Source organism: Vibrio algivorus, assembly GCF_030161215.1.
GTDB classification, from domain to species: domain Bacteria; phylum Pseudomonadota; class Gammaproteobacteria; order Enterobacterales; family Vibrionaceae; genus Vibrio; species Vibrio algivorus.
Map to the genome: position 1 here is coordinate 30,493 of NZ_BSPV01000010.1, position 12,844 is coordinate 43,336.

At 43.5% G+C, this 12,844-nt stretch carries 9 protein-coding genes; 5 read left to right on the top strand and 4 right to left on the bottom strand.

Annotation, left to right across the window (positions count from 1 at the left end; genetic code table 11):
• Positions 1-62 precede the first annotated feature (62 nt).
• The 4 genes from pilB to nadC all read right to left on the bottom strand — a co-directional run bounded on the left by pilB (position 63) and on the right by nadC (position 4,043).
• Positions 63-1,751 carry a type IV-A pilus assembly ATPase PilB gene (gene pilB / locus QQJ93_RS15165; RefSeq protein WP_089124889.1) on the bottom strand — a complete coding sequence of 563 codons (1,689 nt, stop codon included), beginning with the start codon at positions 1,749-1,751 and terminating at the stop codon, positions 63-65.
• Positions 1,752-1,797: 46 nt separating this feature from the next.
• Complete coding sequence (locus tag QQJ93_RS15170; RefSeq protein WP_089124888.1) at positions 1,798-2,193, bottom strand: pilin; 396 nt, start codon at positions 2,191-2,193, stop codon at positions 1,798-1,800.
• A gap of 8 nt (positions 2,194-2,201) precedes the next feature.
• Positions 2,202-2,645, bottom strand: coding sequence for a pilin (locus QQJ93_RS15175; protein ID WP_089124887.1), 444 nt, complete (start codon positions 2,643-2,645; stop codon positions 2,202-2,204).
• Between the two features lie 477 nt (positions 2,646-3,122).
• The gene (gene nadC, locus QQJ93_RS15180; protein ID WP_089124886.1) at positions 3,123-4,043 is read right to left on the bottom strand and encodes a carboxylating nicotinate-nucleotide diphosphorylase; all 921 of its coding nucleotides are present in this window, start codon (positions 4,041-4,043) and stop codon (positions 3,123-3,125) included.
• Between the two features lie 335 nt (positions 4,044-4,378).
• On the opposite strand from nadC, the gene ampD reads away from it, so the two are divergent.
• From ampD to lpdA, 5 genes are all read left to right on the top strand, one after another.
• A complete protein-coding gene (gene ampD / locus QQJ93_RS15185; RefSeq protein WP_089124885.1) occupies positions 4,379-4,927 on the top strand; it encodes a 1,6-anhydro-N-acetylmuramyl-L-alanine amidase AmpD in 549 nt (182 codons plus the stop codon).
• Positions 4,928-5,430: 503 nt separating this feature from the next.
• Positions 5,431-6,198, top strand: a complete 768-nt coding sequence (pdhR, locus tag QQJ93_RS15190) for a pyruvate dehydrogenase complex transcriptional repressor PdhR (RefSeq protein WP_027696321.1) — start codon at positions 5,431-5,433, stop codon at positions 6,196-6,198.
• Between the two features lie 51 nt (positions 6,199-6,249).
• Complete coding sequence (gene aceE, locus QQJ93_RS15195) at positions 6,250-8,913, top strand: pyruvate dehydrogenase (acetyl-transferring), homodimeric type (RefSeq protein WP_089124884.1); 2,664 nt, start codon at positions 6,250-6,252, stop codon at positions 8,911-8,913.
• A 79-nt stretch (positions 8,914-8,992) separates the two neighbouring features.
• Complete coding sequence (gene aceF / locus QQJ93_RS15200; RefSeq protein WP_089124883.1) at positions 8,993-10,885, top strand: pyruvate dehydrogenase complex dihydrolipoyllysine-residue acetyltransferase; 1,893 nt, start codon at positions 8,993-8,995, stop codon at positions 10,883-10,885.
• A gap of 273 nt (positions 10,886-11,158) precedes the next feature.
• Positions 11,159-12,586: a dihydrolipoyl dehydrogenase gene (gene lpdA / locus QQJ93_RS15205; RefSeq protein WP_089124882.1), complete on the top strand. Its 1,428-nt coding sequence runs from the start codon at positions 11,159-11,161 to the stop codon at positions 12,584-12,586.
• Positions 12,587-12,844: the final 258 nt, after the last annotated feature.

Below are 12,844 nucleotides of genomic sequence, written 5' to 3' on the forward strand. Positions count from 1 at the left end.
CAAATTTGTCGAAAGCTTTATTTATTAAAAGGTTTATTGGTCGAGTTTCTTTGTATAAAGGTTTAGAAGTACAGCACGCGCTGTAATTCAGCAAAGCTAGTGACGCCTTGCTTTAAGTTCTCAATTCCTGATTGGCGTAGTGTGGCCATACCTTGTTTTACTGCGATCATTTCAATGTCATTGGCGGAGGCTTTCTTTATCACTGCATTAGCTAATTCTGTACTAAATGGCATCACCTCATAAATCCCCACGCGACCTGAGTAACCGCCAGTGCATTCAGGGCAACCTTGTTTGGAAGATTTATAAATAACCGCATCGGATGAGATATGAAATTTTTCACGCAGAGCATCAGGAAAATCATCGGGCTTTTTACAATGGTTGCATAAACGACGTGCTAGGCGTTGAGCAATGATCAAGCTCAGCGAGGAAGCTAAGTTAAACGCCTCAATTCCCATATTCGATAAACGCACCACAGTTTCAGCTGACGAATTAGTGTGTAGAGTTGACAAAACTAAGTGGCCAGTCTGCGCCGCTTTTACCGCAATTTCGGCGGTTTCTAGGTCGCGGATCTCGCCGACCATCACCACATCGGGATCTTGACGTAAGAAAGCGCGTAAAGCCGCTGCAAAAGTAAAGCCAATCTTAGGTTTGACTTGTACTTGATTGATACCGGTTAAGTTAATTTCAACTGGATCTTCGGCGGTCGAAATATTTTTATCAGGCGTATTTAAAATCCGTAAGCCGGTATACAAAGAAACGGTTTTACCGCTACCAGTTGGGCCGGTCATTAAGATCATGCCTTGTGGTTGTTGCAGCGCATCTAGATACAATTGCTTTTGTACTTCGCTATAACCGAGTTTATCGATATTTAGATTGGCGGCACTGCTATCAAGCAAGCGCAGTACGATTTTCTCCCCCCATAAGGTCGGCAGGGTAGACACTCGCATATCGATCGCGGTATCCGCGTTCAGGCGAATTTTAATTCGTCCATCTTGAGGTAGGCGACGTTCTGCGATATCGAGTTTAGATAAGATCTTAATCCTTGCTGCAAGGCGTCGACCTAAATGAGGAGCAGGACGGTTGGTTTCCACCAAAATTCCATCACAGCGTAGACGAACTCGGTAGATATCTTCATACGGTTCAAAGTGAATATCCGATGCACCTTTTCGTACTGCATCGAGTAAAATTTGGTTAATGAAGCGGCTGACCGGCGCTTCATCTTGGCTGAGATCTTCTGTTTCTTGGATTTCATCACTGCCAACCTCAACTAAATTGGCTAGTTCATCTTGGGTAATATCTTTACCTTGGCTGGTATCTGAATTGACTACTCGTCCATACAGACGGCGAATCGCCCCTTCGAGCTCTTTACAATCGGCCAGAATAAATTCAATTTGTTTGCCGGTAGCGAAACGAAAATCGTCTTCAACATTGCTATTCGTTGGATCGGCAACCGCAATTAATACGCTATGCGGATCCACTTGCAATGGTAGTACTTGATGGTTAGTAATTAAATCGCGCATCCCCAATTGCTCACACACTTGAGCGTAGCTGTAATGTTCAAGATTCGCTTGAGGTAGGGCAAATAGGTGGCAAAGTTTGACGAGTAGTTGCTCACTAGAAATAAAACCAGCGTCCACGCAAGCCACGGGGACGCTTTTATTATCGTTTAAAACGGTACTCACCACCATTTGCTCTTGCTCGTGACTCAAGAGCTCCGCTTGGCGTAAAATGGAGGCGAGGTTGGTGTTCATAGTGTCCTTAACGGAGTAAACATAAAGGTATAAACAAAGCTAAACGTTATAAGCTAGCATCATAATCACAACCTTTTATTTGGATATTGGTCTTGTTGTGATGACATTTCCAACGTCCTTGAGTATCACGTTGCATTCTCACTGTTGTGCCTTTGGCTATCCCTTTTTCAATATGGGCGAATAAATCATTGCTTCCAATTGAACCTGAAACTGCACTGACTTTACCTAAAGGAAAAGCCGCAGAAATCTCAGGAAAGATAAAATGAGAATCAACGTATTCTTCAACAATGGTTTGGTAGTTATTGGCCGAACCGACCGCCGTGGCGAGAGCGGCTTTTTGCACATATTGCTGATACAGAGGTATCGCAACTGCCGCCAGCACGCCAATGATCGCCACGGTGATCATGAGTTCAATTAAAGTGAAGCCTTTATTGATTCTCATTTTAAATATTATGGTTTTGTACAACCATTGACAGTTATTCCATCTAATAGATCTGATGCAGCAGAAGCTCCTTTAGTAAGTGTACACTCCCAAATTCCAGCAGTATCCCTAGTTAATACTACGTTTGCACCATTAGCAGGACCTTCATTAACAGATGCTGTTATAGTTCCACTTGTTGTTCCTGTATTAGCAAAATTTATAGCACCAATGGAAAATGCTGCCGATGTCGAGCTCGGGAAACCTGTAGTACTTGTAGCAATTTCATCTTCAACATTTGTTTTTAGTGCAGTTGCTGTAGCTAAAGCAGAACCCAATGCAGCTTTTTTCACATAGTTTTGATATTGAGGGATCGCAATTGCCGCCAGCACACCGATAACCGCAACTACGATCATCAATTCAATTAGCGTAAAACCTTTCTGTAGCTTCTTCTTACCTTGTTGTAATTGTTTCATTTTCATCTCCGTGAATAATTGAGTGGTATTACCACGGAAAGAGTAGAGTGAGCGGTAAAAAAGAAAATTATCCTGAGTAGCCTATTCGAGCCAGTTTGAAAACTGAGTCACTGATTGCATTGGAAAAACAATTTATTGCGACCAATATTAAACTATTAGGTGATGTGAGATGATTTTTTGACCATACGCTGACGTAAGCTAAGTACGAATTTAGTATGAAATTGGAAAGGAAAATGGGAGGGAGGTCACGGGGTATAGGTTCCTAGTTGCTGGTTCCTAGTTTCTAGGGATAGCGGATCGAGAATCGCATTTCTTTTGACATGACTATTATTGATATCGTCATCCTGAAAAGCGACGTAGGAGCGCAGTTCAGGATCTCCTACAGTACTTTGAGACTCAATGTGTTGTAGGAGATTCCGTATCTTCTTCGCTTAGGCTCATGTACGGAATGACAATTAAAGCTTAGAAAATTAAAGGTTAGCCAATCACCCTCATCGACAAATCCATCGCCCTAACATGCTTAGTCAGCGCGCCAACTGAAATATAATCTACGCCAGTTTTGGCATATTCATTTAAGGTTTCAAGGGTAATGTTGCCTGAGTTTTCTAGCGCGGCTTGACCGGTGGTTAAGCCGTTTTCTTTACCGATTTGTTGGTTGATTTCTACGGCAGTAAACATCATTTCTTTAGTGAAGTTATCTAACATAACAATGTCGGCACCAGCGCGAATGGCACGCTCTAATTCTTCTAAAGATTCGGTTTCTACTTCAACGGGTTTGCCTGGGTTTAACTGTTTAGCGGTTGCGATGGCTTTTTCGATGCCGCCACAAGCGATGATGTGGTTTTCTTTAATTAGGTAGGCATCAAACACGCCGATACGGTGGTTAAAGCCGCCGCCACAAGTTACCGCATATTTTAATGCGCTGCGCAGTCCCGGAATGGTTTTTCGGGTATCCAGTAAGCGACAATCGGTTCCAGCCAACTCTTTAACATATTCTGCCGTTAAACTAGCGCAACCAGACAGGGTTTGAATGAAGTTCATCGCATTGCGCTCGCCCGTTAATAGCGCGCGAGATGGGCCAGTTAGCGTGCAAAGCGTTTGGTTGGGTTCTACCGTATCACCATCCGCTACATGCCAGTCGATTTGCACTTGGCCGCCAAGTTGTTTGAATACTTCATCCGCCCACGCTTTGCCACAAAATACTCCATGTTCACGAGTGATAATGGTTGCCGTGTTGGTTGCTTCAGCCGGAATTAAACTAGCGGTAATATCCGCATTAGGATCGAGCGTGCCACCCAAATCTTCTTTTAAAGCATCACTGACCATACGAGTGATTTCAGTTGGTAATTGTTGCTTTAAATATTCAAGACGAGATTGAGAATCGTGAGTGCTTTTCATGAGGCAAGATCCGTTGAGGTTGTTAGAGGGGGTATGATACTGCAAGGTGAAACGATTTTCGAGCGCTTCGCTCTAGGTCATTCCACTTCTCGTATTTCGATCTTTTGGCCTTTTCGAGTAACGAGCAGCGCAGCGCCCGAGCAACGAATTACGTTTCTAGATCATTTCACTTCTTGTTGCTCGAATTGTTTAATGAGATCTTACTTATAGGCAGAACCCCGCTTTTATCTTTACCTAGCCACGAGAAGCGTAGCGCCCGAGTTACGAGCTCCCTTGCTTGACTTAAACCTTGATTACTACAGAATAACGCCATCGAATAAATAAGGTTGCCGACTATGCACATCACCTCTGACTCATGGCTGTCTGATACTAAACATGTGCCATCACCATTTTGTGATGCTCGCCCTGAACAAATGCCGATCTCTTTGCTGGTGGTACATAATATTAGCTTGCCGCCAGGGCAATATGGTGGACCTTATGTGGAGCAATTCTTTACCGGTAAATTAGATTCTAGTGAGCATCCATTTTTTAAAGTGATTCACAAAATGGGAGTGTCGGCACATTGCTTTATTCGTCGTGATGGCGAGATCATTCAGTTTGTGCCATTTAATGCTAGAGCGTGGCATGCCGGAAAATCCAGTTTTGCTGGGGTAGAACGTTGTAATGATTATTCGATTGGTATTGAACTGGAAGGTACGGATTTAGATAGTTACAGCCAAGCCCAATATCAATCTTTAGTGGCGGTTACTAAGCTACTCATGCAGCAATACCCAGAGATCACTTTACCGAGGATTACTGGACATCAATATATAGCGCCGCTAAGAAAATCTGATCCGGGCTTAGGGTTTGACTGGCGTTACTTTCGTAGTTTATTAAATAATTGATTACTCGCCATTAGACGATTAACGATTAGACTACTAACGATTTAACCACTAGCAATTTAGCTACTAGCCACTTTCCTACCTCTGATTGATCTCACATTTTTATAAAATTATCAGTACAACAAAAAAGTCTCTCTTTCTGTCGGGAGGCTTAGATTCAGATTTTGTCATTTTTTAGTAACAAATTTTCGTTACAAACGCACTCAGTAATATCGGCCTGCTTGTACTCCTTACGGGGTATTTTAATAGAGATCAAAATCACACTTTTAACAAAATATACCCATCTTACTTAATGAAATGACATTTTGAATGTCGACTATTTAAATGGTCTTACCAATCTTATTAGTGTTTTAGTGTGATTATGTTACGTGGCAGTTAACGTAGCTTGCTTATTTGATGTGGGTCAATTTTGTCTGGACACTTGTGTTTGCATTCGGTAAAATTTTTGTTGTACATGGTAATTGGTCTTACCAATTTACATTCACGAGTGAGAAAACGAATTAATCATGGCTTATCAAAGGATTCGTCAGCCAAAGCTTTCCGATGTGATTGAACAGGAAATCGAACGGCTGATTTTAGAAGGCACACTTTCTCCCGGGCAACAATTGCCACCAGAGCGAGAATTAGCAAAACAATTTGATGTGTCTCGACCTTCGATTCGTGAAGCGATTCAACGTTTAGAAGCAAAACGTTTATTAACTCGTAAACAAGGTGGCGGTACATTTGTAACGGATACCTTATGGACTTCTTTTTCCGATCCTTTGCTAGAGTTATTGTCGACGCATTCAGAAACACAACTCGACTTACTTGAATCTCGTCATGCAATGGAAGGTATTTCAGCTTACTTCGCAGCCTTACGTGGCACCGAAGAAGATTTTGAACGAATTTCTCAATGCCAAAAAGAAGTTGAAAAAGCGATTGAAAATAAAGATGTGGCGCAAGAATCAAGCGCAGTAATGGCAGTGTTAATTGCGATTTCTGAAGCCGCTCATAATGTGGTGCTATTGCACATTGTTCGTAGCCTTGCCCCTTTATTGCAGCAAAACGTATTACAGAATTTAGAATTACTTCATCGTCGTGATGAGGTGGTAGAAAAGGTGAGTCATCACCGCGCCAATATTGTGCAAGCGATTTTAGAACGTGAACCAGAAAAAGCACGTAAAGCGTCGCATGCCCATTTGGCTTATATCGAAGAGACCTTGTTGGATTTGACTCGAGAAGAGAGTCGTCGTGAGCGTTCACTGCGCCGAATTCAACAAGCTAACGAATCATAAGATTGGCTAAAAGCTAGTTAATCTGTCAAACCAACAAAAGGATAGATCGCCATGTCTGAAGTCATGAATAATGACGTTGATGCACTGGAAACTCAAGATTGGTTACAAGCCCTTGAATCAGTGGTACGTGAAGAAGGTGTCGAGCGCGCTCAATATCTATTAGAGCAAGTGTTAGATAAAGCCCGTTTAGACGGTGTAGACATGCCAACTGGCATCAACACTAACTATGTAAACACCATTCCGGCAGCACAAGAGCCGGCATATCCTGGTGATACTACGTTAGAGCGTCGCATTCGTGCGATCATCCGTTGGAATGCGGTAATGATTGTATTGCGTGCATCAAAGAAAGACTTAGAGCTAGGTGGCCACATGGCTTCTTACCAGTCTTCAGCTGCGTTCTATGAAGTGTGTTTTAACCACTTTTTCCGTGCGCCAAATGAAAAAGACGGTGGCGATTTAGTTTATTATCAAGGTCATATCTCTCCAGGGATCTATGCTCGTGCGTTCCTTGAAGGCCGTTTAACGGCAGAGCAACTTGATAACTTCCGTCAAGAAGTTGATGGTAAAGGTATCCCTTCATACCCACACCCTAAATTAATGCCTGAATTCTGGCAGTTCCCTACAGTATCTATGGGTCTAGGCCCAATTTCTGCTATCTATCAAGCGCGCTTCTTGAAGTACCTTGAAGGTCGTGGCATGAAAGATACTTCTGAGCAACGTGTTTACGCGTTCTTAGGTGATGGTGAGATGGATGAGCCAGAATCACGCGGTGCGATTTCTTTCGCGGCTCGTGAAAAACTGGACAACCTATGTTTCCTAATCAACTGTAACCTACAGCGCCTAGATGGCCCTGTTATGGGTAACGGTAGCATCATTCAAGAACTTGAAGGTCTATTTAAAGGCGCAGGTTGGAATGTAGTTAAAGTGATCTGGGGTAACAACTGGGATTCACTACTAGCGAAAGATACTTCAGGTAAATTGCTGCAATTGATGAACGAAACCATCGATGGCGATTACCAAACATTCAAATCGAAAGATGGTGCTTACGTACGTGAACACTTCTTCGGTAAATACCCTGAAACTGCAGCACTTGTTGCCGATATGACGGATGATGAAATCTTCGCACTTAAGCGTGGTGGTCACGAGTCTTCTAAGCTATACGCAGCTTACAAAAACGCACAAGACACTAAAGGCCGTCCAACGGTGATCCTAGCTAAAACTGTTAAAGGTTACGGCATGGGTGAAGCAGCTGAAGGTAAGAACATTGCACACCAAGTGAAGAAAATGGACATGACACATGTTCTTCACCTACGTGATCGTTTAGGCCTACAAGAACTTCTAACTGATGAGAAAGTGAAAGAGCTTCCTTACTTAACGCTAGAAGAAGGTTCTAAAGAGTACGAATACCTACACGCTCGTCGTAAAGCACTACATGGTTATACGCCTCAGCGTCTACCTAGCTTTACAGAAGAGTTGAAAATTCCTGAGCTGGGTGAATTTGACGCATTGCTTACTGAGCAAAAACGTGACATTTCAACCACAATGGCGTTTGTTCGTTCATTAAATATCTTATTGAAAGATAAAGGTATTGGTAAAAATGTAGTACCAATCATTGCTGATGAAGCACGTACTTTCGGTATGGAAGGCTTGTTCCGTCAAATCGGTATCTACAATCCGAATGGCCAAACTTATACTCCAGAAGATCGCGGCGTAGTGTCTTACTACAAAGAAGCAACTTCAGGTCAAGTTCTACAAGAAGGTATCAATGAGCTAGGTGCTATGTCTTCATGGGTTGCTGCGGCAACATCATACAGCACTAACAACTTGCCAATGATTCCATTCTACATCTACTACTCAATGTTCGGCTTCCAACGTGTGGGCGACATGGCGTGGATGGCAGGTGACCAACAAGCTCGTGGCTTCCTACTAGGTGCTACAGCAGGTCGTACAACGCTTAACGGTGAAGGTCTACAGCACGAAGATGGCCACTCGCACATCATGGCGAACACGGTTCCTAACTGTATTTCTTACGATCCTACTTTCGCTTATGAAGTGGCAGTTATCATGCAAGACGGTATTCGTCGCATGTACGGTGAGCAAGAGAACGTTTACTACTATCTAACCGTAATGAACGAGAACTACCACATGCCAGCAATGCCAGAAGGCGCTGAAGAAGGCATCCGTCGTGGTATCTACAAGCTAGAAACTTACGCAGGTAGCAAGTCTAAAGTTCAGCTAATGAGCTCGGGCACTATCATGAACGAAGTTCGTAAAGCAGCGCAGATCCTAAGCGATGACTACGGCGTAGCGTCTGATGTTTACTCAGTCACTTCTTTCAACGAATTGACTCGTGATGGTCAAGAAGTTGAACGTTACAACATGCTTCACCCAGAAGCGGAGCAAAAAGTACCTTACATCTCAACAGTACTAGGTTCAGAACCTGCTATTGCTGCGACGGACTACATGAAGAACTATGCAGACCAAGTACGTGCATTCGTACCTGCTGAGTCTTACAAAGTATTGGGTACTGATGGCTTCGGTCGTTCTGATAGCCGTGAAAACCTACGTCGTCACTTCGAAGTGAACGCGGGTTATGTTGTGGTTGCGGCTCTAACTGAGCTAGTTAAGCGTGGCGATATTGAAAAATCAGTGGTTGCTGAAGCGATTGCTAAATTTAATATCGATGCAGACAAAATCAACCCACTTCACGCTTAATTCACTAAACGCATAAGAATGAAGGTGCGTAGCATGACAAAACTCATGCTGCGCACTTCAATCAAAAAAGGAAAGAATAATGACAATCGAAATTAATGTACCTGACATTGGTGCCGATGAGGTTGAAGTTACTGAGATTCTAGTAAACGTTGGTGACAAGGTTGAAGAAGAGCAGTCTCTTATTACTGTTGAAGGCGATAAAGCTTCAATGGAAGTTCCAGCACCACAAGCTGGCGTAGTAAAAGAAATTAAAATTAATGTAGGTGATTCAGTTTCAACTGGTTCATTTATTATGGTCTTTGAAGCAGAAGGCGTAGCAGCGGCTCCAGCGGTAGAAGCTCCAAAAGCAGAAGCGGCTCCAGCGGCAGCACCTGCAGCTTCTGAATTGAAAGAAGTACACGTTCCTGACATCGGCGGTGATGAAGTTGAAGTAACTGAAATCATGGTTGCTATCGGTGACAGCATTGAAGAAGAGCAATCTCTACTGACGGTTGAAGGCGATAAAGCTTCAATGGAAGTACCTGCTCCTTTTGCGGGTGTTCTTAAAGAACTTAAAGTGAATACTGGCGATAAAGTGACGACTGGCTCACTTATCATGGTATTTGAAGTGGCAGGCTCAGGCGCTCCAGCAGCACCGGTAGCAGAAGCCGCTCCACAAGAAACAGCAGCACCTGCGGCATCAGCTGCGAAAGAAGTGAACGTTCCTGATATCGGTGGCGATGAAGTTGAAGTGACTGAAGTGATGGTTGCCGTTGGCGATACTGTTGAAGAAGAGCAATCTTTGATCACGGTTGAAGGCGACAAAGCTTCTATGGAAGTTCCAGCTCCATTTGCTGGCGTAGTAAAAGAAATCAAAATCAATGCCGGTGATAAAGTATCAACGGGTTCATTGATCATGGTATTTGAAGTCGCTGGCGCAGCACCTGCACCACAAGCGGCTGCTCCAGCTCAAGCTGCGGCACCTGCATCGGCTTCAACTCCAGCTCCAGCAGCGGCAGCGGCTCAAGCGCCTGCATCAACCGGTGATTTCCAAGAGAACAATGAGTACGCTCATGCTTCTCCAGTGGTTCGTCGTTTAGCACGTGAGTTCGGTGTAAACCTAGCGAAAGTGAAAGGTACTGGTCGTAAGAGCCGTATCTTGAAAGAAGACGTACAAAACTTCGTAAAAGATGCACTAAAACGTCTAGAGTCTGGTGCAGCAGCATCTGGCAATGGCGACGGCAGTGCACTAGGTCTTCTTCCTTGGCCAAAAGTGGACTTCAGCAAGTTTGGTGAAACTGAAGTTCAGAAACTGTCTAAGATTAAGAAAATCTCTGGCGCTAACCTGCACCGTAACTGGGTAATGATCCCGCACGTTACACAGTGGGACAATGCAGATATCACAGCACTAGAAGCGTTCCGTAAAGAGCAAAACGCAATCGAAGCGAAGAAAGACACTGGCATGAAGATCACACCACTTGTGTTCATCATGAAAGCAGTCGCTAAAGCGCTAGAAGCATTCCCAGCGTTTAACTCTTCACTTTCTGAAGATGGCGAAAGCATCATTCTTAAGAAATACGTAAACGTTGGTATCGCAGTTGATACGCCAAACGGTCTTGTTGTTCCTGTATTTAAAGACGTGAACAAGAAAGGCATTTACGAGCTATCTGAAGAGCTGGCTGTGATTTCTAAGAAAGCACGTTCAGGTAAACTGACTGCTTCTGATATGCAAGGCGGTTGTTTCACAATTTCAAGCCTTGGCGGTATCGGTGGTACAGCGTTTACTCCAATCGTTAACGCACCAGAAGTAGGTATCCTTGGGGTATCTAAATCTGAAATGAAGCCAGTATGGAATGGTAAAGAATTTGAACCACGCCTACAGCTTCCACTTTCTCTATCTTACGATCACCGCGTGATCGATGGTGCAGAAGGTGCGCGCTTCATTACTTACCTAAATGGTTGTCTATCAGACATCCGCCGTTTGGTACTGTAATGAAATAAAATAGGGTGGCTCAGCGGCCACCTTATTTTTTGAACAAGATTTTACTGTTACGCGAATAAACTGTATTGATTTTTCACGTAATATGACTCAAGTAAAAAAGAATGTTGTCTAGCTCACAGGCTAACGTGAATCACTTTTCAGACCGTTAACAAGTCGATAAACTGGCTGTAATTCTGAAATAGATAATTCACTCCCGTTTATTCATCATCGTACAAATGGGAACCGTCAGCTTGTCAGGGATTAAATGACTATAACGAGGTCAAAATGAGCAAAGAAATTAAAGCACAAGTCGTGGTACTTGGTGCAGGTCCTGCTGGTTACTCAGCAGCATTCCGTTGTGCAGATTTAGGTTTAGAAACGGTTCTTGTTGAACGTTACAGCACTCTAGGTGGTGTATGTCTAAACGTGGGTTGTATCCCATCAAAAGCATTACTTCACGTTTCTAAAGTGATTGAAGAAGCCAAAGCAATGGCGGAACACGGCGTAGTATTCGGTGAGCCTCAAACTGACATCGATAAAATCCGTGTATGGAAAGATAAAGTAATTACTCAGCTAACTGGCGGTCTTGCTGGTATGGCGAAACAACGTAAAGTAACCGTTGTGAATGGCTTTGGTAAATTCACAGGTCCTAACACGCTAGAAGTGGAAGGCGAAGAGAAAACAACGCTTACTTTTGATAACGCAATCATTGCAGCGGGCTCTCGCCCAATTAAACTGCCATTTATTCCACATGATGATCCACGTATTTGGGATTCAACTGACGCGCTAGAATTAAAAGAAGTACCTAAGAAACTTCTTGTCATGGGCGGCGGTATCATCGGTCTAGAAATGGGTACTGTGTACCACTCGCTAGGTTCTCAAATCGATGTAGTTGAAATGTTTGATCAAGTGATTCCTGCGGCGGATAAAGACGTTGTTAAAGTGTTCACTAAGCAAATCAAAGACAAGTTCAACCTAATGCTTGAAACTAAAGTAACTGCGGTTGAAGCGAAAGAAGATGGTATCTACGTTTCAATGGAAGGCAAAAAAGCGCCAGCAGAAGCTGAGCGTTACGATGCCGTTCTTGTGGCGATTGGCCGTGTTCCAAACGGTAAGCTAATGGACGCTGAAAAAGCAGGTATCGAAGTTGATGAGCGTGGTTTCATCAATGTTGATAAGCAAATGCGCACTAACGTTCCTCACATTCACGCGATCGGTGACATCGTTGGTCAGCCAATGCTTGCTCACAAAGGTGTGCATGAAGGCCACGTAGCTGCTGAAGTTATTTCTGGTAAGAAGCATTACTTCGACCCGAAAGTGATTCCATCAATTGCTTACACAGAGCCAGAAGTCGCGTGGGTTGGTAAGACAGAAAAAGAAGCGAAAGCAGAAGGTATTAAATACGAAACGGCTACCTTCCCTTGGGCTGCATCAGGTCGTGCAATTGCGTCTGATTGTGCTGAAGGTATGACTAAGCTTATCTTCGATAAAGAAACTCACCGCGTAATCGGTGGTGCTATCGTTGGTACTAATGGTGGTGAATTGCTAGGTGAAATCGGTCTTGCGATCGAGATGGGTTGTGATGCGGAAGATATCGCATTAACTATCCATGCTCACCCAACACTACACGAATCTGTTGGTTTAGCGGCTGAAGTATTTGAAGGTACAATCACTGACCTTCCAAATGCTAAAGCAGTAAAACGTAAGAAGTAATATATCCTAGCTCGATATTAAGTCGAGCTGAGATAAAGAAGAGCCGCACAGCTTTGAACTGTGCGGCTCTTTTGTTTTTGTTGGCTTTTTATTACTTAACCTCAGCTTCGGATAAGAGTGTCACAATAATGAACCTAACTCACTGATATAAAAGTGATAAAAACATCTGTCAGGTATCTAGGATTGATGACTTTCTCTCAATGCTGCAATTTGGGATGGATAACAAGGCAAAATCATAAGTCAATAGCTGGCCTATTG